We start from the raw sequence: 23,547 nt of genomic DNA on the forward strand, positions 1-23,547 counted from the left end.
ATCATCGTCATCGTCGTCATCACGGCTGCGACCTCGGCCTCGACCACCTGAGCGGCTACCGCGATCATCATCGTCATCGTCGTCATCACGGCTACGACCGCGACCACCATTTTTATGGCTTAAAGCACCCGCTTCACGGGCTTCTTCAGATGTAAATTCATGCGCATTACCGCTTGCATGCGCTGCTCGTCCAGCTTCACGAGCTTCTTCTGAAGTAAATTCATGCGCATTACCACTCGCATGGGCTGCTCGCCCACCTTTACTCGCTATTTCTCTTACTCTTTCAGGATCCATACTTGCAAATCCACGATTTGAAGTACCTGTACTATTACTATTGTTATCGTCATCTTCGTATCTAGTATTAGCCATAGTTATATCTTCCTATATTTAATTATAGTCACTACCGCTTTTAGTTAACGGATTTAATAAAGATAGAAGATCTATAATATTTTCCTACCCAAGTGATGTATCAATCCTTTTAAATGTATATAAAATAAAAACACAGAATCCTTATAACTTTATTATTTATAAAATGTTTTATAATTTTAAATAATTATAATCTTTACCTTTTAAATAATCACCATACCTATTATTACTCAACCGAACATAACAATATAATTTTACAAACACAGTTAAATAAACCTTACCAATAACAAAAAATTTCAGAATGTACAAAACGACAAAAAACAAAAACACGCATGCTATTGAACAAATATTTAATAAACAATTAATTTAATTAAAAAACAATAACATATGAAATTACATTTTCAAAAAAAATTTACTTGCGAGATTAAATTAAATATTTGAAAATAATTTTAGATGATTTGAGTAATTTAACTATGCAATTAAAAAATCAACAGTCAACTCTACAATATATACATATTTCTATACCTGAAATTTTATTAGGCCATATTAAGTCTAAGAATTCATGGCAGAATTATGATCAAGAATGGAGCTATAGACTAGACCCACCCCACGCTAGTCATCCATTCCAAAGAGATTTATACATTGTTAAATCAAAGAATATAGAGCAAGAAGAGATAAAGTCAATTTCTGACAATAGTGTTGTTAAAAATAATAAAAATTTAGAATATATAGAAGATGCAAAAAATATAATTAAGAAAATATTAGACTTATCAAATAATATACCTATAGAAAACTGGTTAAAAGATACAGGCAATAGATCTATTATTGAAAGTATGATTGATAAAAACAAAATAAAGTTAATGGATATTATTTAATATTTTACCTATAAAATATTTCTTTACATCCTTATATATAAAATAACAAAGAAAACTTATTAAAAAATTCATTTTACTCATATTTACGTAGCAATAGATCACTATAGGAAGATTAGATATTAAAGAGAGGTATTTGAAACATGGAAAATTCAACAAATCAGTATCCAACATCTGCCCCCGCTCAAGTTCAACCTCATCAGCCTGGCGATCAGGAAAAAATGCATCCTGAGCCAGAGGTAATCAAAAGCTCCCATAAAGGAAGCGAGAAACTAAAAGGAAAAGTTGCAGTAATTAGTGGTGGTGATAGTGGTATAGGGCGTTCTGTAGCGGTATTGTTTGCCCGTGAGGGTGCTAACATTGCCATACTTTATCTTGAGGAAGACCAAGATGCCCAAATCACGAAAGAACTTATTGAAAAAGAAGGTCAGCGCTGTCTTTTACTCAAAGGTGATATTTCCGACCCTGATATTGCAAAACAAGAAATTGATGAAGTTTTGCAACATTTCGGCAAAATTAATATTCTGATTAACAATGCAGGTGTTCAATATCAGCAAAAAGATATTGTGGATATTACTAATGAGCAGTTAGAAAAAACATTTAAAACTAATATTTTTGCAATGTTTTATCTTACTAAAGAAGCGATTCCTTATATGGAAGAAGGCGATAGTATTATTAATACAACCAGTATTACCAGCTACCAAGGTCATGATGAATTAATGGACTATGCCAGTACGAAAGGTGCAATTACGACTTTTACACGTAGCTTATCGAACAATCTGATGAAACAGAAAAAAGGAATTCGAGTAAATGGTGTTGCGCCTGGCCCAATCTGGACACCATTAATCCCAAGTAGTTTCGATGCAGAAACCGTTGAGAAGTTTGGTAAAGACACGCCAATGGGAAGAATGGGACAACCTAGTGAAGTTGCACCCGCCTACCTTTTCCTTGCCTCTGATGATGCAAGTTATATTACAGGTCAGGTTATTCATGTAAACGGTGGTCAAATCGTAAATGGCTAATCCGTAAAATATGAAAAAGCCCTGAAAGCTATAACTTTCAGGGCTTTTTTTGTTAAGCCGGAATGTGAGCGGCTATTTGTTCTCGTGACCAAACACGATGAGCCATAATCAAGTTTTTAAATTTCTCAGCAATATGCTGGAAGTCATCTTCAACCAGAGTACCTTCATCGGCAACTAAACCTAACGGTTCAAGTAAATCAGATTTATTACCTAAAAATGCAATTGGTTTTAAATGCTTATAAGCTTCTAATAGATAATGACGAGTTACCCCATCTTGCAAAACAGCATTTAAGTTATCGCCATCAGGAATAATGACCGCGTCATAAGCAATAGAAGGTTCAGCCATTTGCATGCCATCAGCCACAATCGTTTTGTCTTTATGATCTTTAACTGGAGCTAAGCTTGGCGCTAATAAATGAAGAGTCACACCTTCTTTAATTGCCCAGTTTTTCATAGCATCTAATGCATCGGATTTCACTAAATTATGGATGAGTACTGCAACTTTTCGGCCTTGAATATCTTCAGGAGGGAAAGCTAAGAAAGATAATTTAGCAGATTTTTCAATTGCAGTTTTTTTATAATCTAGGGTCAAATCAGGTACTTCAATACCTAAATTAGCGCCTACTTGTCGTGCTAAGTCGAGATCAATATTTGCCAAAATTTGTTGAACTTGACGCTCACGGATGTGTTTTCTTTGCACTTTACTCAATTCAAACGTATAGGCATCGACCACATGTTTTTGCTCATGAGGCGCAAGGCTCTTGTAATAAAGGCGCGGTTGTGAAAAATGATCAGAAAAAGTCTCACTTCTTTGACGAAGTTTAACTCCGCTAATCTTTTCAGGATAGCTTTCAAAGCCACCATTTGAAGCAGCTGGTGGTGTTTCTGCTGGCCAATCGCCATCAATTGAATTTGGTTGATATGATGCCTGTCCTTTGTGAATCGTGTGCTGGTGAATACCATCACGTTGATTATTGTGGAATGGACATACAGGTTTATTGATCGGAATTTGATGGAAGTTCGGTCCACCCAAGCGACTTAATTGAGTATCGGTGTATGAAAATAGGCGTGCTTGTAAAAGTGGATCATTTGTAAAATCAATCCCTGGCACAATGTGTCCCGGACAGAAAGCCACCTGCTCTGTTTCTGCAAAGAAATTATCTACATTTCTATTCAAAACAAAACGGCCAATTGGTGTCACTGGAACCAGCTCTTCAGGAATAATTTTGGTTGGGTCCAGCAAATCAAAGTCAAAGTTCATTTCGTCGTCTTCTTCGACAATTTGAACGCCCAATTCCCATTCAGGATAAACCCCATTCTCAATCGCTTCATAAAGATCGCGACGATGGAAATCTGGATCTTTACCGGCAAGTTTTTGAGCCTCATCCCATACTAACGCACTTAAACCTTGTTTAGGCGTCCAGTGAAACTTCACAAAATGAGATTTTCCTTGAGCATTAATTAAACGGAAGGTATGCACGCCAAAACCTTGGATTGAGCGTAGGTTACGTGGGATAGCCCGATCTGACATGGCCCAAATTACCGCATGTGCTGACTCAGGTACTAATGACACAAAATCCCAAAACGTATCGTGTGCAGTTGCTCCAGTTGGCATTTCTGTATCTGGTTCAGGTTTTACTGCATGTACAAAGTCCGGAAACTTAATACCATCTTGCACAAAAAACACTGGTGCATTATTACCGACTAAATCGAAGTTACCTTCTTGGGTATAAAATTTAATCGCAAAACCACGGATATCACGAACGGTATCGGCAGATCCACGTGGCCCTTGCACTGTCGAGAAACGTACAAAAATTGGCGTTTGAATGCTTGGGTCAGTTAAAAAGCCTGCTTTTGTTAAACGCTCATTTCCTTCATAAGCCTGAAAGTAACCATGAGCCCCTACACCGCGAGCATGTACAATACGCTCAGGAATACGTTCGTGGTCAAAATGTGTAATCTTTTCTCTTAAAATGAAATCTTCTAGTAGCGTTGAACCACGAATACCTGCTCTTAAGCTATTTTCGTTGTCCGCTATTTTAACCCCTTGGTTTGTGGTTAATGCTTCATTGGTTGCATCATCTCTGACCGTGTCTAACTGTTCAGTCTTTTGAGTGGTATTGGCTTTATTTGCAGCATCAGCACCAGCCATTTCACTTGTTTTATTTGTTGATTTAACATTATCAGTCATGTTCATTACCTATGTTTTAAAGTTAAACGTGGGGTGAGTTAAAAAACTTCAATAATTAGTTTTTATTAAAAGAACTTAAATATGGAAAAAGGAGTTCAACATATTTACGTGTACTCCAAAGCCCAATGCTTTTATGATGACAATCTGGCCCCAAAAACGGAGTCAGCTTACATATCTTTATGGCAAGATCAGGGGTCTGGCGTATACGTTCCTGAAGTGCATCGAGTTCGCCATCAGAAATATAGCTAAAGAGATAGTCTTGAATACGCTGACTATTTTTTAGTTCTCTGCTGTAAGCCAAAAAGTTAGAAGCATGGTTACTACCAGCAATCCAGTCATAAATAATTTGTCGTTCTATAGGGTTAAATACCCCAAACATTTTTCCATTTTCTTCATTAATCATTCGCCAGAACACGCTCTGTTCAGGGTCTGTATTAAATTTAATCCATTTATGATCAATGAGGTGTGTAATCAGCCCTTTAACGTCTTCTGGATTTGATAACCATTGGTTAATCGTTTTACATCCAAACTGTCTAGTTTCGTTATGAATTAACTGGCCCACCAGTGCTTTTCTTTTTAAAATTTTAAGAACTAAATCTTCAAGATTTAAATTTTTAATAATTTTAGAAGAGGATACACCGCGATTATTAAGAGCAAAACCGCGCTTCAATTTATTAAAGAAGAGTTCTTTGTCTCTATATTTATCGTAAATATTTTCTATAACTTTAATTGCTTTATCTGCATGACCGTTATCAATGTTATCGATAGTGATATGCAAATTAAAATATTTAGAATCAATACCAAGCTCTGCAAGCTCATAATTACTGATGAGTAGATGAAGTGGCAGTTGCTCATAGCCTAAATTAAAGCCAATGATCTCGGGAATAAACTCAGGTGGAGCATAGCCGAGTGCAAGCTGAATCACAGCATTATGATAATAATCATCTTCTAAAAGCAGATCAAAACTATCAAGTCCCAAACTACGTAGCAAGTCATCATAGATACATACGTGGTTGGCCTTAGGTTCACCTAAACCAAGCTCTTCCAAATAAGTGATAATGAGGTCATGAAAAATCGGATCATTCCAATAATGAACTGAACTATATAACCACGCCCCATCTACTTTTTTGGTTGGAGAAACTTTGATTAAAAATTCAAATGCCTGGCCGACATTCTTAAAATACTCTCTCTCACCTCCGCTTTGTCTGCGGTTTAAATAAGACTGAAATAGCTCACAATTTTCTTTATTATCGTTCTCGCACCATGCTTTAATCATATTTACATTTGAAGGAAAATCTATTTCATTTTGATCTAATTTATCTATTTCTTTAATCAAAAAATCTCTTGCTTTCTTTTCTTTTTCAAAACTAGAAATATCAGGATCAAGGAAAAAAACAAATAATTCGTAATAGTTTTGTTGATTATCTTGTATTAGGTCTAATAATCTTTCTTTCACTACAACAGGCATTTCTATTCTCCTTTAGTGAGATATAAATTACCATACTTTAATTAAACTATAATCCCATTATCCCTTTGTTATATTACGTTATTAAGAAACAACAATTTTAATTAAATACCTTTAAATTCAATAACATAAAAATTAACACAACATTACATTCTCAACTTTAGAATAAATTAACCCCTTGTTTCTATAAAAAATATATAAATTTTAAACTTAAATTACACTTGGATTACTTTAAAAAGTATAACTATCAAAAAATTAACAAAAAGAAATTAAAAATAATTTTATAACTAAATTAAAAAACAAGGAAGGAGAAAACAAATGTTTAATTCATGTTGCAAATTATTAGCTCAAGAAAAAATTAAAATTGCACTTTTTGAAAGTGCTTCAGCCGGCTACCTTGCCTATCGTTTTTCTTTAAGCCCTTATTCAGGAGATATTCTTATTGGAAGCCTAGTCAGTTATGACTTACGCGTCAAAGAAAACACACTTCACATCTCTTCGGAACTTATTGAAAAATATACAGCTGAATCTATGCAAGTCACGATAGAGATGATCAAAAAAGGCAAAGACCTCTTACATGCCGATCTGTATATTGCTTGCACAGGCCTCTTAAAAAAAGGAGGTTCTGAGACTAAAGAAAAACCTGTAGGCACTTTCTTTTATTCTATTTACTATAAAAATCAGTTCTATAATTTTAGACGCGTATTTAAAGGTCCACCCTGCCTTAAAATAAGACAACTTATTTACTATATTTCTCAAGATATCGAATATATAATATTAGATAATAAGAAATAGATATTCCTAAATATAAAATAACAAATACACATTTAGAAATGATCATAGTGTTTCTTTAACACCAATGTACTTAAATGTAATTTAATTAACTTTCATATTAATTATGTTTATTTATTAAAGAATGCATTTTATAAAAATCAACGTTTTATTTAATTTTAAAAGTTACAGTTAAATATGGGGTAACACCCTTGGGCTTCACATTATAGATTTTCATGCTTAAATAAACCTATCTGAAGCTCTCAGATAAAACACACATCATGAATGATATGAGGTAATTAAAGATGAGCACTACTAATAATCAAAGCAATCAACGTAATAATGAGCAGCAACAACAACAGCAACAGCAAAATGACAACCGTAATAATCAGCAACAGCCAAACGGCAACCAACAGCAAAATGATCAACAGCAACAAAACAATCAGCAACAACAGCAAAATGACAGCCGCCGTCAACAACAAGGCTCTAATCAAAAAGATTCAGGCCAACAAAACTCAAATAACAACAATCAGCAACGTTAACCCTTTGCTGACTTGAATGTCATTTGATGCGGTCATTCATTTTATTTAGGAAGGTGAATTCACCTTCCTAAATTTAACATAAGCATAAAATTAAATAATAGATGAGGAAAAACTGATGACAGATCAAAATAGCGATCACGCACGACTGCCAGCCGGCGACCATAATTATTCTGACACTTATTGGCGCGAAAGTTACCTTACTCGTCCTTATTATCAAGAAGCTCAGCTTACTACTCCAGATCTAGATTATGATCGAGATTTTTCAGCAGCCTATGAGCTAGGTCATCGTGCCCGTACCGAAGCAGAGCAAGGTACTCAATTTGAAGATGTTGAAGGCGGCCTAGAACAAAAGTGGGAAGAGCTTAAAGCTGAGTCTCGCTTAAAATGGGAACATGCTAAACAAGCTATTAAAGACGCTTGGAATGGAAGATAATTTCTTTTTATAAGATTTTCTATTCGTCAAAAACTATGAGCTTATTTCCTATTGGCCCTCGGAAATAAGCTCTTTTTATTCGTTCCTATTTAACTTTCTTTTTTCTTAAAATATTCAATAATCTCTTCTCCGTTATTTACAGGAGTTACTGAAGAAGGATAAGTTTCTTCATAAGCATAGGTAGGTAAAGCCACCTTGGCTCGAATTGGCGGTAATTTTTCTTGCCCGCCCGTTGTAATCCTCTCAATAAAACCTGCCAGCCATAATACAAATTCTTGAGTATTCTTACTCTTCGGAATAATACTTAAATCCAATTTAATTTTAGATTCCTGTAGAGGTTTAATAAGTAATTCAGCAAAATCAATATAATTGTATAAAAGCTTAAGCTTTGTCCCCTTAAGCTCATGTCTGAGTTCAATCATCAAATTGTTAAGATCTTCCATAGGCTCGTCTGTAAAGCCTTTCTTTTCTTTAACATTTTGATATATTTTCTCAGCTATTCTTAAGTACTGGGGCATATCCTTACCTTTATAAAATTGTGATCACTAAAAGAATTTTGGATGAATATAAGTAATTTATTGTGTTTATTTTATTAATTTTTTGAAACTATAATCTTCTCTCGAAACAATTCAGTAACAACAAATTCATAGAAAGCCAATAACTCACTAATTTATTGATTAATTTTATATTTTCATATAATTATCTTTTTTATTATGTTACATATTTTATAGGAAATAAAGATAAGAAAACTCACCTAAAAGTGAGTTTTCTTAGATGAAATAATTATGAGTTTTTATTCATTTGTTGAGGAACAGTGGGATCATTAGAGCCATGTGTTCCATCATCATCTGTTGAATGTCGATCTTGGCAAGCACTCATACCCAGTGCGATTGAAACTACCATACTCACTGCACAAAAAATTCTTAACATTGAGATCACCCTTATAATTTTTTAAGATGTAGGGTTATGAATAACATTATCTTATGTTGCCCTACTGCTGTGGTTCTCTTAACTTTTGTAGGTTGTGCAAGCTTTTGTAAAAATCTAAATTAAATAAATGATTAAAAAATACCATTCTTGCAATTGATATTTTAATTAAATTTTGGCATTAGCGAATTATTTAAGATTACCATATTCATAAAATTAAAATTTCTCATCCTTTCTGAGTTTGTGTCTAATTAAGTCAATGATTGCAAACAATATATAAATAAACAATTAATAAATATTTGATATATAAACATTAAAAATTAATTATTAAGATTAGGTTTAATAATTAATCAGTCGTTTAAATTCCAAATAATACGTTATTTTATTAAAGAAAATTTAAAAATATTAATATTTGTTTATATAAACCAATATTTTATTTTTGCAATTGACCCGCTTTCATGCGCAGCTTATGATGCTTCGGCTGACCTATTTTGTCAGTCGGTTTTAGCAGATCGTCTACCTAAGTGCACTAAAAACACGTTTTTTGGTGTGGAGCCCCTCGTGCCTTTGACGGAGGAACGGGAGTGGGACACCTTCGGGTGTGCTGGTTTCTTAGGTATCAGTCTGCTAACCCTCTTTCGTTTCACCACCATAATTAATAGCAGTGATTGGGCGCAACTTCTTTTATCAAGGAGTCTCTAATGACTATTATTTTATACCATTTTGTTTTTATTACTCTTCATTATTTTATCGTCCAGCTTAAGACACTTTTAAAGAATTCCTCGCACCTTTTCACCTATCCGCACTTTTATCTTTACACAGAAAAAATCTCACGCTTTAACGTCAGTTAAAGATGAGAATATCTATAAGCATAACTTAACGATAACAACAACCAACGAAGAGCAATAATGATGATTTTTTCATATCGTATTGTTTTAGTGTGCATCCTATTAATAAGTTCTATCAGTTTATTAGGTTGCAGACCTATTAGTAAAAACGAATTCAATACTCATTGTGTTTGGTCAGGCCATGCACTCTCACAATGTAATTGTATTTATAACGCTTTAGAAGAACGTTATTCGCCACAATTTGTAGAAGATCTAGAAAAAGTAAGCTTACAAAATATTGATGCGAATATGAACTTTGTGGAAACAATGAATGAAACAATTCACCAATGTCAGTTAAGTGCAAGAAAAGACCACATTAACTGACAATTGCATGCTCCACCAAGAAATCTAAAAACACTCTTACACGTTTAGGAACATATTTATCATGACCGATCCAAACAGCATGAAATTCTTCAGAAGTATTAATATTCCAGTCTTCGAGAACTTTAATTAACTGCTTTTGTTCTAGCGCTTTTCGAACTTGAAATTCATTGAGCTGTGCAATACCCACACCTGCAAGTGCTAACTGTAAAATTGCTTCTCCATGATTTACTCTTAAAACTTGAGGAGGTACGAGTGCGATTTCTTGCCCCTCTTTTTTAAACAGCCATGTTTTATTCTGGCGCTGATAACTTACGTCTAAAAGTTGATGCTGGTGTAGTTCATGCGGATGCTTTGGACAGCCATACCGGACAATATATTCAGATGAACACACATAATGCTTTGTCGTACTTCCTAGTGAACGAGCAACCAAATTTGAGTTTTTTAATGGCCCAGTCCGAATTGCCACATCAATTCTTTGCTCAACTAAATTAATGACTTCATCACTCAAATGAGCCTCTAATTCAATTTGTGGATAGCGCTGATTAAATAAAGAAATACACGGCAATAAAAAATGCGTCCAATATGTAAGACTGGTATGTATTCTTATTCGTCCTTTAGGTGTGTGATTTGCAGTAACAGATTGTTCGAGTTCATCTAGCTCACTGAGTATTTGAAGGCCTTGTTCATAAAACTGGCATCCTTCACTGGTGAGCTGAAATTGGCGTGTTGAACGGTTAAATAACCTGACACCAAGTCTTTTTTCGAGCCGAGCAATTAATTTACTAACAGCAGACGGCGTCATGTCGCATGCTCTGGCTACAGCAGAAAAGCTTCCTAACTCAACTACTCGAATAAAAATTGCCAACTCGCCAGATCGATTAATATCAAAATAGGACATAACGAAATCTATTTATGAATCCAATTCACAAATCTTATTCCGCTTAGACCGCTATAACAAGCCACCAATTTGTTTCAAGATGACTCTAATTCGTTTTAAAGAGTTCATGAGATGAAACTTTATCAATCTACCCTGTTGTCATTCATTTTATTTTCTACAGGCGTTCAAGCAGAAGTACAAAAGAGTCAATGGATTACTAGTTGGTCTGCCAGCCCACAAAAAGTCTGGAATAAAGATTTTGTTTTCCCAACCCATATTCCCGAGCAGATATCTAACCAAACGATTAAACAGGTTAGTCAAATTAGTTTGGGAGGTGAAGCAGTTAGACTGGTTTTCACAAATCAATATGGTGAACAACCGCTTTATATTGATAAAACTACTGTGGGGCTAGTCAAAGGACAAAGTCTTAAATTAAAGAGTACTTATCCAGTTTATTTTTCTGGAAAACTAAAAGCACAAATTTTACCAGGCAAACAATTGATTAGTGACCCAATTCATCTTTCTGTTCCAAATCATAGCCAATTAATGGTAAATAGCTTTATTCAAAAACCAACGACCTTTAAAACATTCCATTGGGATGCCAAACAAACCAGTTGGATTATTGCTGGCAATCAGACAGCAAATTTAAATGTTCCTACGACAGCCCAGACAACAACAGCGAGATTATTACTGTCTGCAATAGAAGTAAAACAAAAACATAAAGCCCATGTTGTTGCAGTCATTGGAGACTCCATTACTGATGGGGCTACGGCAACGTTAGATGCAAATGCTCGATGGACTGATTTTTTAGCTAAACGACTATCCCCTCATCAGGTGGCTGTCATTAATAGTGGAATTTCGGGAAATCGATTACTTAACGATGGCATGGGCGACAGTGCTTTAAAACGTTTAAAAAGTGAGGTGTTTCAATATTCAGGTGTTAAAACTTTAATTGTGCTGGTTGGTATTAATGATATTTCATGGCCCGGTACAGCTTTTGCACCTAAACAACAAATACCTTCTTTTGAAGCCTTAACTGAGGGTTATCAACGTGTTGTAAAAGAAGCTCACAAACAAGGTATTCAAGTGATTGGAGCAACGTTATTGCCATTTTCAGGTGCCTTACCCAATACACCTTTAGACAACTATTACCAACCCAATAAAGATGAATTACGTCAGCGCATTAATCAATGGATGAGAACCAGCCATACCTTTGATGGCGTACTTGACCTTGATGAAGGCTTAAAAGATCCAAAACATCTTGATCGATTGAATCCAATTTATGATTCTGGAGACCATTTACATCCAAATGATCGTGGCAATCAGCACATGGCAAATCTGGTTCATTTAGATCAAATGATTAAAAATTAATTGTAGCCCCATCAGGTGAGCCTTATACCTGATGGGAATAGCTATTTTAAAAATCATAACTCGCTATCATGTTGAAACGGTTATCAATGCCGTTGCGGCCATCGAAAGTTTCTCGTTCGCCATAAACATATTCCACACCAAAGGTAATGGGTTTGTATGGGTTATACATCGTATTTACCCAGCCCTGCCAAAGCTCTTTATTTTGGGTGGTGCTATTACGCTGTAACTCAGCAAAACGGTTATCATCTTTGGCTTTCATGTAACCATAAGCTAAAGTCGAGCGAATTTTTGGCGTAAATTGATGAGTGATACCCAAAGACACCGTGTCGAATTCATTGCTATGCATATTATTTTGATCATCTATTGCATAGCCACTATTACTCCATAGCAAGAAGCGCCCATCCCCTTTGACATGGTAATAATCAGCCTTGAGTAAAGTATCGGGTGTCATTTGGTATTTACCGCCGAAACCTACACCCCACGCCCATTCACTATCATCATTAGTTCTTTTTTCAGCAACAAAACTACGGCCCGACAACATCGAACCATTGGTAAATTTATGATTTAAGCGCCCTACCAAAGCCGGTAAACGCATTTTGTTATCTGGGTCTGTTGCCGCAGTATATTTCGGGTCTTCCAGGGATACCGCAAAGCTTGTATTGGCAGTTAAGTTATCGCTATAGCGAACCATTGGCGATCTAAGTAAAGCACTACCTACAAATGTACCTGCATCAACAGTTTCTGGGTAATATTCAGGTGCAATAAATGTTGACCAAGTTTGACCAATCAACCATTTATCAAAAGTTAAATAAGCATGGCGTATACGAAACTGATCACGAGTAGCTGCCCCAAAGAAGTCCATTTCCAGTTTTCCGCCTACATCGCCAGCGGCTGTGGGTGTCTTAAAATTTAAACCAAACCGCGTTACATAGACCGTACTGTGCAACTGGTCCTTTTGAGCAGATTCTTCTGGCGTATTTTCAAGAGGAACACCACTAATATTGTTATACATCGTAGATGCCCCCTTAATTTGATAAGAAGCATCTGCTCGTATATATCCATATAAGTTAAATTCTGTACCGGATTTAGTTAGTACTTGTTGTACAGGGTGTGGAGTTTGAGCGACTACTGGCGTTGTTTGCTCTACTCTTTCTTGCGATAAAGATTTTTGAGCTTGTATATCTGCCTGTAGCATTGCCTTTAGCTCTTTTACCTCTTGGCGAAGTTGCTCTATTTCAGGGTTTACTTGACCCGCAAAAGTAGAAGACATAAGTAAAGATACACAAACTGCCAATAAGCTTTTTTGAACCGTTGTATTTAAAGTATTTATCATAAAACTTTCCTTTTTTGATCTTTAAATAGACTTAAAGATCTCGACATCCTTTTTGTTATTTACCTATTTATATAGGTCCTTGAAAATTTGACTTCCTTTCTCAAGAAAGACTTTCCTTCATATTTTTAGCCCCATCCTCCCTAAAGCAGAAAAACGACTTTTTAATTTTTTATATTCTCTTCCTCGTTGAGAATATTCGGTTTTAAATCCTTATTTATCTCCCCCAATACTATTATTTTTTTGCAATAAATCCCTGATAAGTCAAAATTTGTGTATAAGGCTGTACACTTTCAAAACCAGTTTTTTCTAAAAGTTTGATATACCCTTCAGTGGTTAGGCTAAAAAAATCTTGTGCCATACGCTCCAGCATTTTTTGACATTGCTCTTCCGTTAAACCTTGTGCCAAACACAGGTAACGTAAAGCTTGAAGCTGCTGTGGGTTTATACAAATCATTAAGTCATAGGTCAGCAAAACCGCCTGTTCTTTTAAGCGATCATAAATATCTTTGAAAAAAACTGGTTTCACATCATCTGCAATGAAATGCGCCACAAGAATAGAAAGTGCAGCATCGAAACATAGTTCCAAAGGCAGTGCTGAAGTATCACCATGTACAAAAGTCACTTGAGACGATTTGCCTAAAAGTTCAACCTGTTGCTGTGCTTTTTGCAGCATAGTTAAAGATGGATCAACGGCTGTAAATTTCCAGTCAGGATGTCTTTTTAGTAAATATTCGAGTTCATACCCCGTACCACAACCCACAATTAAGATATGAGCATTTCGCGGTAACACCGATTGCAAAATGGCATCCACCTGTAGATGGATGACTTCATAACCCGGAATTAATTTACGAATATGTTCATCATATCCTTCGACTACTTTAAGGCTATTAAAGTCTTTTGCCATTTTGCTTTATCCTCTATTTAAACTGCCTTTAAATTTATAGTTTGCTGCACTTTGAACGGGCTTACGACTTCTTTAGTCAAAGACATTCCCAGTTAAATTAAGTTCAGCTCGCATAATTTCCTGCAATTTAAACTTTTGTGCTTTGCCTGAAGCAGTCATTGGAAACTCATTAAAGAATCGGACATAACGCGGCACTTTATTATGAGAAATATGCGCTTTGCAGAATTGGCGAATGCTGTCTTCATCAATTTGATGATGTTCATGCAAAATAATACAAGCACAGAGTTCTTCGCCATATCTGGCATCCGGTAAGCCAATGACTTGGACATCGCTTACATCGGGATGAGTGTATAAGAAGTCTTCAATTTCTTTTGGAAAGAGATTTTCCCCGCCGCGAATCACCACATCTTTAATACGGCCTTTAATTTTAATAAAACCTTCTTGATCCATTTCGGCAATATCACCGGTATGCATCCAGCCAGCAGCATCAATCACTTCACGGGTCTTTTCTTCTTCACCCCAATAGCCAGCCATCACGGAATAACCGCGCACGCATAGCTCACCTAAAGTCCCTTGCGGAACAATCTGGCCTTCTAAATCGACAATTTTAATTTCAACATGCGGATGAACATGCCCAACTGTGCTTACTCGTTTATCAATCGAATCATTTACCGAACTTTGTACACTGACTGGTGAGGTTTCAGTCATGCCATAACAAATCGTGATTTCAGACATGTGCATTCGGTCTATCACCCGTTGCATAATTTCACGTGGGCAAGGACTACCTGCCATGATTCCTGTTCTTAAGCTTGATAGATCAAACTCATTAAATTGCTCATGTTCTAAGGTGGCAATAAACATAGTAGGCACGCCATAAGCTGCCGTACAACGTTCTTGATGAATCGCTTTTAAAGTTTCTAAAGGATTAAATACGGCTGATGGATAGACCATGGTTGAACCATGTGTCACACATGCTAGATTCCCCATGACCATGCCAAAACAATGAAACAACGGCACAGAAATACAGACTTTATCTTGAGGAGTTAAACGAATGCCTTCACCCACAAAATAGCCATTATTTAAAATATTATGGTGGGTCAACATGGTCCCTTTAGGGTTACCTGTTGTACCAGAAGTAAACTGGATATTAATGGTTTCATCAAACTGAAGTTGCTTGCTTAATAGTTTTAATTGTTCTAACTGTTTTGATGTTGGCGTAGTGACTAAATCACTAAAGCGATGAATACCCGTATGTTGCTGATCATCAATTTTAATGACAAATTTTAAATGTGGTAGTCGTGCTGAACTAAGCACTTTGTCAGTACAGGTGGTTAACTCAGGGGCAATTTTTGTGAGTAATTCTTGGTAATCAGTCGTTTTGAATTGAGAAGCAATAATCAATCCTTTGCATGAGACTTTATTCAACACATATTCAAGTTCATGGCTTTTATAAGCTGTATTTAGATTGACTAAAATAATCCCTGCTTTAAAAGCTGCAAATTGGGTAACTGTCCATTCGACACAGTTAGGCGACCAGATGGCTAATCGATCTCCTTTTTTTAATCCCAATTTTAAAAGGCTACAAGCAAAAGCGTTTACTTCATCTTGTAAAGCTTTATAGGTTAATCGTCTGTTTTGATGGAAACTAACGATTGCTTCCTTTTCAGCATATTGCTGACAGGCCTGATCAAATTGTTCACCAATAGTCATACCCAATAAGGGCTGTGTGCTTGGTCCCGAGGCGTAGCTTAACCGTTCTTGTTGCATTGAATCATTCTCCTTGATTCTTTTATTCTCTTCTTACCTGATCTAATTGTTGTTACTGCAACTACTTTTCCAAACCGCCTACTTTGTAATGTCTATCCTTTATATGCCCTATTTCTTCTGCACAGCATCTACACAAAAGTCAGCAATCTGTTTTGAAAAATAGTCTTTGTGCGCATGATCAAACTTTGTATTTTGAGCTGGGTCTAGGGGTTCAACCACCACATAGGTCATGGCGCCGACAACACAAAGTGCTGCTGTGTTTAAATCATCCAAGACAAACTCACCACTTGCATTTCCATCCGCAAGTATTTTTTTAATACTTTGTTTAATCAATTGCTTCACACGAAAACGCTCATGTTCAACTGTTGAATCGACAGGTTCAAACATGAGTGAATATGCAAGCTGAGGACTATTCAGTGCCCGTTTTACAAAGGTTGCCACAGCCTTATGTAATTTCTGCTTTGCCGATAAGTCACTTTCGGTAATTGAGTCAATCACCAATAGTTCTGTATTAATGGCCTCGGACAAAACTTCAATCAGTACTTGGCTTTTATTATCAAAGTAGCGATAAACCAGACCACTTGATACGCCCGCTTGCTCTGCAATTGTTTGTATTTGTGCGTCTTTAAACCCTCCCTCTGAAATTAACTTTCTGGCTGAACTCAAAATCGACTTACGATTTTGCTCCATCCGCTCTTGCATTAAAGATGATCGTTTATAGCTCATAATTTATTCTCTAACAAATAAAATGAATTGTAAATCATTTTATGAATCCGTATTCACTTTTTTGAAAAATCATTGTATGGTACATATCAAATACCCACAAAATATTTTATGGACAACAAATATAACCAATAGGATGAAAATATCATGAACCTACGCAGCTTGAATTTCGGTCTAGATGAAACTTTAATTGCGCTTCAAGATTCAGTGGCAGCATTTTGTGCAAAGGAAATTGCACCAATTGCTCAAGAAGTTGATCAAGACAATAAATTCCCTGCACATCTCTGGAAAAAGTTCGGAGATATGGGCCTTTTGGGCATGACGGTTTCTGAAGAATATGGCGGTGCCAATATGGGTTATCTGGCTCATATTATTGCGATGCAAGAAATTTCCCGTGCTTCGGCATCTATTGGCCTGTCATACGGCGCTCATTCTAATTTATGTGTAAACCAAATTAACCGTAACGGTAACGAACAGCAAAAGCAGAAATATTTACCAAAACTGATTTCTGGTGAATATGTAGGTGCCCTTGCGATGTCCGAACCGAATGCGGGTTCTGATGTGGTGAGCATGAAATTACGTGCTGAGCAAAAAGGCGATCACTTCGTTTTAAACGGTTCAAAAATGTGGATCACTAACGGCGGTGATGCAGACGTATTGGTGGTATATGCCAAAACTGATCCGCAAGCTGGTGCGAAAGGCATGACTGCTTTCTTAGTTGAAAAAGACATGAAAGGCTTTAGCCATGGTAATCATTTAGACAAACTCGGTATGCGTGGCTCTAACACTTACCCACTGTTTTTTGACAATGTAGAAGTGCCTGCTGAAAACGTACTCGGTGGTGTCGGTAACGGCACAAAAGTGCTCATGAGTGGTTTGGACTATGAACGTGCAGTTTTGAGTGCTGGACCTTTAGGCATTATGGATGCCTGTTTAGATGTGGTGATTCCATACTTGCATCAACGTGAACAGTTTGGTCAGGCTTTAGGTGAATTCCAGCTTATGCAAGGCAAACTTGCCGATATGTATTCAACTTGGTTGGCATGTAAAGCCCTTGTCTACGCTGTTGGTGCTGCCTGTGACAAAGCTGATCATGACCGCAGTCTACGTAAAGATGCTGCAAGTGCCATTTTATATGCTGCTGAAAAAGCGACATGGATGGCAGGTGAAGCAATCCAAACTTTAGGCGGCAACGGTTATATCAATGAATTCCCTGCTGGCCGTTTATGGCGTGATGCAAAACTTTATGAAATTGGCGCAGGAACTTCAGAAATTCGCCGCATGCTGATTGGCCGCGAACTTTTCAATGAAACCAAATAATAATTATAAATAAGGACGCATCTTATGAACCAATTACAAAGCAAGATTAATGTTCGAAGTGAAGACTTCAAAACAAACCAGCAAGCCATGCAAACATTGGTCACAGATCTAAAACAAGTTGCCCAGCGTATTGCTTTAGGCGGTGGAGAAAATGCCCGTCAAAAACATCTGGCTCGAGGTAAACTTTTACCCCGTGAACGTATTGATCAACTGATTGATGTCGGTACGGCATTTTTAGAAATTGGTCAATTGGCAGCGTACAACGTTTATGAAGATGATGTTCCTGCTGCGGGTGTGATTGCTGGTATTGGTCAAGTGAACGGCATCACTTGCATGATCGTTGCCAACGATGCAACGGTTAAAGGCGGAACGTATTATCCCCTTACGGTTAAAAAGCATTTACGCGCACAAGAAATTGCCGAACAAAATCACTTGCCTTGTATTTATTTGGTAGATTCAGGCGGTGCTTATTTACCAATGCAAGATGAGGTCTTCCCAGACCGTGACCACTTCGGGCGTATTTTCTATAATCAGGCACGCATGTCGAGCTTAGGTATTGCCCAAATTGCTGTAGTGATGGGTAGCTGTACCGCAGGTGGTGCTTATGTTCCTGCCATGTCTGATGAGACCATCATTGTACGTAATCAAGGTACGATTTTCTTAGGTGGCCCTCCTCTGGTAAAAGCTGCAACTGGCGAAGTCGTCAGCAGTGAAGATTTAGGCGGTGGTGATGTTCACACACGTCTTTCGGGTGTGGCTGACCATTTAGCTGAAAATGATGAACATGCGATTGCGATTGCACGGAACATTGTTGCGAACTTAAATAAAAAGCCAAACGACTTAAATAAACAAGTTGATGAACCGCTATTTGATGCATCGGAACTCTATGGTGTTGTGCCAAGTGATGCGCGTAAACCTTTCGATGTACGTGAAGTGATTGCCCGTATTGTAGACGGCTCTCGTTTTGATGAGTTCAAAGCACGCTTTGGTTCAACACTGATTACTGGTTTCGCCTCACTCTATGGTATGCCAGTCGGCATTATTGCCAATAACGGAATTTTATTTTCCGAGTCTGCACAAAAAGGTGCGCACTTTATTGAGCTGTGCACTCAGCGCAATATTCCATTGTTATTCCTACAAAACATTACGGGCTTTATGGTTGGTCGCCAGTATGAAAATGAAGGGATTGCAAAAAACGGCGCTAAATTGGTTATGGCAGTTGCAACCGCAAATGTACCAAAACTCACCTTGATTATTGGTGGTTCGTTTGGTGCAGGAAACTACGGTATGTGCGGACGTGCTTATTCACCACGCTTTTTATGGACTTGGCCAAACTCTCGTATTTCAGTGATGGGCGGCGAACAAGCAGCAAGCGTACTCTCTACCTTAAAACGTGATCAGATTGAGCAAAAAGGTGCCAAGTGGTCAGCTCAACAAGAAGACGAATTTAAACAACCAATTCGTGAACAATACGAGCGCCAAGGTCATCCGTACTATGCTTCTGCCCGCCTTTGGGATGACGGTGTAATCGACCCAGCGCAAACTCGCCAAGTACTTGGATTAAGTCTTGCTGCCGCTATGACTGCCCCAATCCAGCCAACCAAATTTGGCGTGTTCCGCATGTAAGAGGTGTATATGAGCTATCAATTTTTACAACTCGAACAACAAGGTCAGGTTGCCTATGTTTGGCTGAACCGCCCTGAATTGCACAATGCCTTTAATACGACAGTCATTGAAGAATTACATGCCTGCTTTAAACAAATTAATACGCGTGATGATATTCGTGTTGTGGTTTTAGCTGGTCGCGGCAAAAGCTTTTCGGCCGGTGCAGACCTCAACTGGATGAAACAGGCAGGTCAAGCATCCTCAGCAGAAAATGAAGCAGATGCATTAAAACTTGCACAAATGCTTGATGCACTTGCAACGCTAAAACAACCGACTATTGCCCGAGTGCATGGTATTGCCTTTGGTGGTGGCATGGGTTTGGCATCGGCATGTGATATTTGCATTGCCAGTACTGATGCTAAGTTTGCAACATCTGAGGTTCGTTTAGGGCTTGCTCCATCTACCATTAGTCCCTACGTGATTCGTGCGATTGGTGCAAGACAAGCCTCTCGTTACTTCTTAACTGCCGAGCGAATTTCAGCACGTGATGCCAAACACATTGGTTTGGCGCACGAAGTAGCAGATGCCGAAGACTTAGATAAAAAAGTTCAAGAAATTATTGATGCTCTATTACTCGGTGGCCCACAAGCTCAAGCGGCCTCAAAACAACTCATTCAAATGGTGAGCAACCAGACCATGAGCAATGATTTGCTGCGACAGACAGCACATCATATTGCTCAAGTTCGTCAAGGCAGTGAAGCAAAAGAAGGTCTGAGTGCCTTTTTAAATAAACAACAGCCTGCTTGGGTTTCTAACTCGAATAACAACAATTAAGGACGATCATCATGTTTGAAAAGATTTTAATTGCGAACCGTGGCGAAATTGCCTGCCGTGTAATTCGTACAGCTAAAAAGTTAGGTATTAGAACGGTTGCCGTTTACTCAGATGCAGATGCAAACGCACAACATGTCAAACTTGCAGATGAAGCGGTCTATATTGGTCAGTCCCCTGCAACACAAAGTTATTTACAGGTTGATCGTATTATTCAAGCAGCAATTGATACGGGCAGCCAAGCGGTTCACCCGGGCTATGGCTTCCTTTCTGAAAATGACCAGTTTGCACTCGCTTGCCAACAACACAACATTTGCTTTATTGGCCCACCAGTGGATGCCATTTTAGCGATGGGTTTAAAAGCGACCTCTAAAGCTTTAATGGAAAAAGCAGGTGTTCCTTTAACACCGGGTTATCACGGAACCAACCAAGATGCTGACTTTTTAAAACAGCAAGCAGACCGAATTGGCTATCCTGTTTTAATTAAAGCCAGTGCGGGCGGCGGTGGTAAAGGCATGAGTCTGGTTGAACGCAGTGAAGACTTTCTGCATGCCTTAGCCTCGTGTAAACGTGAAGCTAAATCGAGCTTTGGCAATGATGACGTCTTAATTGAGCGTTATGTGATTCAACCACGTCATATTGAAGTGCAAGTGTTTGGTGATACACATGGCAACTATGTGCATTTGTTTGAACGTGATTGTTCCGTACAACGCCGTCACCAAAAAGTGCTAGAAGAAGCCCCTGCACCACAAATGCCAAGCGAAAAGCTCGATGCAATGCGCCAAGCGGCAATTGATGCTGCACGTGCGGTAAATTATGTCGGCGCAGGTACGGTTGAGTTTATTGTGGAACAAGACGGTACGGCGTATTTCATGGAAATGAATACCCGTCTGCAAGTCGAGCACCCTGTCACCGAAATGATTACAGGTGAAGACTTGGTCGAGTGGCAACTTCGCGTTGCTTATGGCGAACCTTTACCTAAACTACAAAACGAATTGCAGATGCACGGACATGCGCTCGAAGCACGTATTTACGCTGAAGAACCTGAAAAAGGCTTTTTACCTGCAATCGGTAAAATTGACTATCTACACTACCCAACTCAAAACCAATATGTGCGTGTAGACAGCGGTATTGTTGAAGGCGATGAAATCACGACCTATTACGACCCAATGATTGCCAAACTGATTGTATGGGGTAAAAACCGTGAAGCTGCACTCATTCAAATGCAACACGCTTTAAGCCAATTCCATGTCGATGGTTTAGGCAACAACATTGCCTTCCTTGAAAAAATTGTTCGTAGTGAATCGTTTAAACAAGCCAAGCTTGATACTAACCTAATTCAACGTGAACAAAACTTCTTGTTTAGTCCTGAAGAGATCAAACCAGAACTTGTGGTGGCAGCGGCATTTATTGAGTTTCTAAGTAAACTTAATAACAACAGCTCAAGCCAAAAACAGCTTTGGCAAGCTCAACCTCTATGGCGTTTAAATATTGCTTATCAGCACACTATTAAACTGAATTATTTAAACCAAAATATTCAAATCAAGTTTGCCTCAAATGAAGATGGCTTCACCGCCGAATATAACGGTCAAAGCTACCCGATTTCTGGTCAATTGATTGATGCGCATACGGCGTCTGTTCAAATTGGTGGAACTCAGCAAAAGCTGTCTTTTAACCAAAGTCAGCAAGGCATTACCTTGTTCCAAAATGGACAAAGTTATAAGTTTGCTTATATTCGCCAAGACTTCAATCAAGCAGATAGCCAAGCCGATGAAGGTCATTTAAAAGCACCAATGCCGGGTGTGGTCACTCAAGTTTTGGTGAGTGCAAATCATAGCGTGAAGAAAGACGATATTTTAATGACGCTTGAAGCAATGAAAATGGAATACACCATTCGTGCCCCTAAAGATGGCGTGATTGTAGATTCCTATTTCCAAGTCGGTGATCAAGTCAAAGCTGGCGATGAACTTGTGGAATTTCAGCCTGCTCAGGAGGAAGTTGCATGAGTGAGTTTGTCAAAATCGTGGAGGTCGGTCCCAGAGACGGCCTCCAAAACGAAAAACAGGCTTTGACTGTCGAACAACGCTTAAACTTCATCAATGACCTGATTAATGCAGGTCTGAAATCAATTGAAGTCGGCTCATGCGTTTCGGCAAAATGGGTACCGCAAATGGCTCAAAGTGACGAGCTATTTAAGCAATTACCCCAAACAGCCGATGTGCAATTTAGCTTGCTCACCCCCAATATAAAAGGTTTTGAGACTGCTCAAGCGGTAGGGTGCAAAGAGGTTGCGGTGTTTACCGCAGCTTCTGAAAGCTTTACCCGTAAAAATATTAACTGTTCTATTGACGAAAGCTTTGAGAAATTTAGCGATGTTATGGCAGCGGCAAAAGCACATAACATTCGTGTGCGTGGTTATGTCTCCTGTATTGTCGATTGTCCATATGAAGGCGCAATTGCCCCTGAGCAAGTCGTAAAAGTTGTTAAACGACTCTATGACATGGGATGCTATGAAGTGTCTTTGGGTGAAACCATTGGCACAGCAACACCTGATCGCGTTAAAACGGTGTGGCAAACCTGCCTTGCTGAACTCGACAGCAAGGTTTTGGCTGGGCATTTCCACAATACCTACGGCATGGCAATTGCCAATATTTATCAGTCTTTACAGCAAGGCATTCGTGTTTTTGACTCGTCTCTTGCAGGTCTTGGTGGTTGCCCTTATGCCAAAGGTGCCTCTGGCAATGTATCGACCGAAGATCTGTTTTATTTGCTGTCGCACATGGGGTTTGAAACGGGCATTGACTTAGAGAAACTGATGCAAGCCAGCCAAAATATTAGCCATGTATTAAACCGAAAAAGCTTGTCCAATTATGCAAATGCTTATTGGCAAACCAAGTGTGCCTAGTCATAAATTAAAGTAGTTCAGCATCTGGTATAAGGCTTAATATTAGTCCGAGTACCAGATTATCACGTCTAATCTTTATCTCATTTCATTCAGGAATTGGGAATAAATCCC

Annotated in this window: 22 protein-coding genes; 12 read left to right on the forward strand and 10 right to left on the reverse strand. The window is 38.0% G+C overall.

What is annotated here, in order from left to right:
- On the reverse strand, window positions 1-369 hold a 369-nt coding region (locus tag OD757_RS04705), incomplete at its 3' end, for a KGG domain-containing protein (RefSeq protein ID WP_263031017.1).
- A gap of 470 nt (window positions 370-839) precedes the next feature.
- On the opposite strand from OD757_RS04705, the gene OD757_RS04710 reads away from it, so the two are divergent.
- Together OD757_RS04710 and OD757_RS04715 are read left to right on the forward strand one after the other, a co-directional pair.
- The gene (locus OD757_RS04710; RefSeq protein WP_263031018.1) at window positions 840-1,241 is read left to right on the forward strand and encodes a DUF6367 family protein; all 402 of its coding nucleotides are present in this window, start codon (window positions 840-842) and stop codon (window positions 1,239-1,241) included.
- A 140-nt stretch (window positions 1,242-1,381) separates the two neighbouring features.
- The gene (locus OD757_RS04715; protein ID WP_263031019.1) at window positions 1,382-2,260 is read left to right on the forward strand and encodes an SDR family oxidoreductase; all 879 of its coding nucleotides are present in this window, start codon (window positions 1,382-1,384) and stop codon (window positions 2,258-2,260) included.
- A 52-nt stretch (window positions 2,261-2,312) separates the two neighbouring features.
- Here OD757_RS04715 and katE read toward each other — a convergent pair whose 3' ends face one another.
- Both katE and OD757_RS04725 read right to left on the reverse strand, forming a co-directional pair.
- A complete protein-coding gene (gene katE / locus OD757_RS04720; RefSeq protein ID WP_263031020.1) occupies window positions 2,313-4,457 on the reverse strand; it encodes a catalase HPII in 2,145 nt (714 codons plus the stop codon).
- 49 nt (window positions 4,458-4,506) lie between these two features.
- Window positions 4,507-5,919 (reverse strand): iron-containing redox enzyme family protein, encoded by a 1,413-nt coding sequence (locus OD757_RS04725; RefSeq protein ID WP_263031021.1) that lies wholly within the window; start codon window positions 5,917-5,919, stop codon window positions 4,507-4,509.
- 315 nt (window positions 5,920-6,234) lie between these two features.
- On the opposite strand from OD757_RS04725, the gene OD757_RS04730 reads away from it, so the two are divergent.
- The 3 genes from OD757_RS04730 to OD757_RS04740 all read left to right on the forward strand — a co-directional run bounded on the left by OD757_RS04730 (window position 6,235) and on the right by OD757_RS04740 (window position 7,662).
- On the forward strand, window positions 6,235-6,711 hold the full coding sequence (locus OD757_RS04730) for a CinA family protein (protein ID WP_009391128.1): 477 nt from the start codon (window positions 6,235-6,237) through the stop codon (window positions 6,709-6,711).
- A gap of 281 nt (window positions 6,712-6,992) precedes the next feature.
- Complete coding sequence (locus OD757_RS04735; RefSeq protein WP_009391048.1) at window positions 6,993-7,229, forward strand: hypothetical protein; 237 nt, start codon at window positions 6,993-6,995, stop codon at window positions 7,227-7,229.
- A 115-nt stretch (window positions 7,230-7,344) separates the two neighbouring features.
- Window positions 7,345-7,662, forward strand: a complete 318-nt coding sequence (locus OD757_RS04740; protein ID WP_009391023.1) for a hypothetical protein — start codon at window positions 7,345-7,347, stop codon at window positions 7,660-7,662.
- A gap of 89 nt (window positions 7,663-7,751) precedes the next feature.
- On the opposite strand, the gene OD757_RS04745 is transcribed toward OD757_RS04740, so the two are convergent.
- Window positions 7,752-8,180, reverse strand: coding sequence for a hypothetical protein (locus OD757_RS04745; protein WP_034678372.1), 429 nt, complete (start codon window positions 8,178-8,180; stop codon window positions 7,752-7,754).
- 265 nt (window positions 8,181-8,445) lie between these two features.
- Window positions 8,446-8,592, reverse strand: a complete 147-nt coding sequence (locus OD757_RS04750) for a hypothetical protein (protein ID WP_009391121.1) — start codon at window positions 8,590-8,592, stop codon at window positions 8,446-8,448.
- A gap of 905 nt (window positions 8,593-9,497) precedes the next feature.
- Between OD757_RS04750 and OD757_RS04755 the strand changes: the two genes are divergently transcribed.
- Entirely contained in the window at window positions 9,498-9,800 is a 303-nt protein-coding gene (locus OD757_RS04755) for a hypothetical protein (protein ID WP_263031022.1), read from the forward strand.
- Here the strand turns inward: OD757_RS04755 and OD757_RS04760 are convergent.
- On the reverse strand, window positions 9,793-10,698 hold the full coding sequence (locus OD757_RS04760; RefSeq protein WP_263031023.1) for a LysR family transcriptional regulator: 906 nt from the start codon (window positions 10,696-10,698) through the stop codon (window positions 9,793-9,795). The two genes, OD757_RS04755 and OD757_RS04760, sit on opposite strands and share 8 nt — an antisense overlap.
- 111 nt (window positions 10,699-10,809) lie before the next feature.
- On the opposite strand from OD757_RS04760, the gene OD757_RS04765 reads away from it, so the two are divergent.
- On the forward strand, window positions 10,810-12,048 hold the full coding sequence (locus OD757_RS04765; RefSeq protein WP_263031024.1) for an SGNH/GDSL hydrolase family protein: 1,239 nt from the start codon (window positions 10,810-10,812) through the stop codon (window positions 12,046-12,048).
- A 46-nt stretch (window positions 12,049-12,094) separates the two neighbouring features.
- Here OD757_RS04765 and OD757_RS04770 read toward each other — a convergent pair whose 3' ends face one another.
- The 4 genes from OD757_RS04770 to OD757_RS04785 form a co-directional block, all read right to left on the reverse strand.
- Window positions 12,095-13,378 (reverse strand): DcaP family trimeric outer membrane transporter, encoded by a 1,284-nt coding sequence (locus tag OD757_RS04770; protein ID WP_263031524.1) that lies wholly within the window; start codon window positions 13,376-13,378, stop codon window positions 12,095-12,097.
- Window positions 13,379-13,613: 235 nt separating this feature from the next.
- Window positions 13,614-14,285 (reverse strand): class I SAM-dependent methyltransferase, encoded by a 672-nt coding sequence (locus OD757_RS04775; RefSeq protein ID WP_263031025.1) that lies wholly within the window; start codon window positions 14,283-14,285, stop codon window positions 13,614-13,616.
- A gap of 72 nt (window positions 14,286-14,357) precedes the next feature.
- The gene (locus tag OD757_RS04780; protein WP_263031026.1) at window positions 14,358-16,052 is read right to left on the reverse strand and encodes an AMP-binding protein; all 1,695 of its coding nucleotides are present in this window, start codon (window positions 16,050-16,052) and stop codon (window positions 14,358-14,360) included.
- A 108-nt stretch (window positions 16,053-16,160) separates the two neighbouring features.
- On the reverse strand, window positions 16,161-16,778 hold the full coding sequence (locus tag OD757_RS04785; RefSeq protein WP_032034619.1) for a TetR/AcrR family transcriptional regulator: 618 nt from the start codon (window positions 16,776-16,778) through the stop codon (window positions 16,161-16,163).
- Window positions 16,779-16,922: 144 nt separating this feature from the next.
- On the opposite strand from OD757_RS04785, the gene OD757_RS04790 reads away from it, so the two are divergent.
- From OD757_RS04790 to OD757_RS04810, 5 genes are read left to right on the forward strand one after another with little or no spacing between them, the layout of a single operon-like run.
- On the forward strand, window positions 16,923-18,095 hold the full coding sequence (locus tag OD757_RS04790) for an isovaleryl-CoA dehydrogenase (RefSeq protein ID WP_263031027.1): 1,173 nt from the start codon (window positions 16,923-16,925) through the stop codon (window positions 18,093-18,095).
- 24 nt (window positions 18,096-18,119) lie between these two features.
- Window positions 18,120-19,721 carry a carboxyl transferase domain-containing protein gene (locus OD757_RS04795; protein ID WP_263031028.1) on the forward strand — a complete coding sequence of 534 codons (1,602 nt, stop codon included), beginning with the start codon at window positions 18,120-18,122 and terminating at the stop codon, window positions 19,719-19,721.
- Between the two features lie 9 nt (window positions 19,722-19,730).
- Window positions 19,731-20,534 (forward strand): enoyl-CoA hydratase/isomerase family protein, encoded by an 804-nt coding sequence (locus OD757_RS04800; RefSeq protein ID WP_263031029.1) that lies wholly within the window; start codon window positions 19,731-19,733, stop codon window positions 20,532-20,534.
- Window positions 20,535-20,545: 11 nt separating this feature from the next.
- Complete coding sequence (locus OD757_RS04805) at window positions 20,546-22,537, forward strand: acetyl/propionyl/methylcrotonyl-CoA carboxylase subunit alpha (protein ID WP_263031030.1); 1,992 nt, start codon at window positions 20,546-20,548, stop codon at window positions 22,535-22,537.
- Complete coding sequence (locus tag OD757_RS04810) at window positions 22,534-23,436, forward strand: hydroxymethylglutaryl-CoA lyase (protein WP_263031031.1); 903 nt, start codon at window positions 22,534-22,536, stop codon at window positions 23,434-23,436. Before OD757_RS04805 ends, OD757_RS04810 begins: the two co-directional genes overlap by 4 nt.
- The last annotated feature ends 111 nt before the right edge of the window (window positions 23,437-23,547 follow it).

Origin of the sequence: Acinetobacter sp. AYS6 (genome assembly GCF_025630795.1) — a bacterium.
In the GTDB taxonomy this organism is placed as follows: domain Bacteria; phylum Pseudomonadota; class Gammaproteobacteria; order Pseudomonadales; family Moraxellaceae; genus Acinetobacter.

Bases quoted from the DNA above. Each gene is read 5' to 3' on its own strand.
- OD757_RS04725 (WP_263031021.1), bottom strand. From the start codon at position 5,919: ATGCCTGTTGTAGTGAAAGAAAGATTATTAGACCTAATACAAGATAAT.
- OD757_RS04730 (WP_009391128.1), top strand. From the start codon at position 6,235: ATGTTTAATTCATGTTGCAAATTATTAGCTCAAGAAAAAATTAAAATT.
- OD757_RS04745 (WP_034678372.1), bottom strand. From the start codon at position 8,180: ATGCCCCAGTACTTAAGAATAGCTGAGAAAATATATCAAAATGTTAAA.
- OD757_RS04765 (WP_263031024.1), top strand. From the start codon at position 10,810: ATGAAACTTTATCAATCTACCCTGTTGTCATTCATTTTATTTTCTACA.
- OD757_RS04805 (WP_263031030.1), top strand. From the start codon at position 20,546: ATGTTTGAAAAGATTTTAATTGCGAACCGTGGCGAAATTGCCTGCCGT.
- OD757_RS04710 (WP_263031018.1), top strand. From the start codon at position 840: ATGCAATTAAAAAATCAACAGTCAACTCTACAATATATACATATTTCT.
- OD757_RS04755 (WP_263031022.1), top strand. From the start codon at position 9,498: ATGATGATTTTTTCATATCGTATTGTTTTAGTGTGCATCCTATTAATA.
- OD757_RS04750 (WP_009391121.1), bottom strand. From the start codon at position 8,592: ATGTTAAGAATTTTTTGTGCAGTGAGTATGGTAGTTTCAATCGCACTG.
- OD757_RS04790 (WP_263031027.1), top strand. From the start codon at position 16,923: ATGAACCTACGCAGCTTGAATTTCGGTCTAGATGAAACTTTAATTGCG.
- OD757_RS04760 (WP_263031023.1), bottom strand. From the start codon at position 10,698: ATGTCCTATTTTGATATTAATCGATCTGGCGAGTTGGCAATTTTTATT.
- OD757_RS04800 (WP_263031029.1), top strand. From the start codon at position 19,731: ATGAGCTATCAATTTTTACAACTCGAACAACAAGGTCAGGTTGCCTAT.
- OD757_RS04775 (WP_263031025.1), bottom strand. From the start codon at position 14,285: ATGGCAAAAGACTTTAATAGCCTTAAAGTAGTCGAAGGATATGATGAA.
- OD757_RS04795 (WP_263031028.1), top strand. From the start codon at position 18,120: ATGAACCAATTACAAAGCAAGATTAATGTTCGAAGTGAAGACTTCAAA.
- OD757_RS04735 (WP_009391048.1), top strand. From the start codon at position 6,993: ATGAGCACTACTAATAATCAAAGCAATCAACGTAATAATGAGCAGCAA.
- OD757_RS04715 (WP_263031019.1), top strand. From the start codon at position 1,382: ATGGAAAATTCAACAAATCAGTATCCAACATCTGCCCCCGCTCAAGTT.
- OD757_RS04740 (WP_009391023.1), top strand. From the start codon at position 7,345: ATGACAGATCAAAATAGCGATCACGCACGACTGCCAGCCGGCGACCAT.
- OD757_RS04785 (WP_032034619.1), bottom strand. From the start codon at position 16,778: ATGAGCTATAAACGATCATCTTTAATGCAAGAGCGGATGGAGCAAAAT.
- OD757_RS04780 (WP_263031026.1), bottom strand. From the start codon at position 16,052: ATGCAACAAGAACGGTTAAGCTACGCCTCGGGACCAAGCACACAGCCC.
- katE (WP_263031020.1), bottom strand. From the start codon at position 4,457: ATGAACATGACTGATAATGTTAAATCAACAAATAAAACAAGTGAAATG.
- OD757_RS04810 (WP_263031031.1), top strand. From the start codon at position 22,534: ATGAGTGAGTTTGTCAAAATCGTGGAGGTCGGTCCCAGAGACGGCCTC.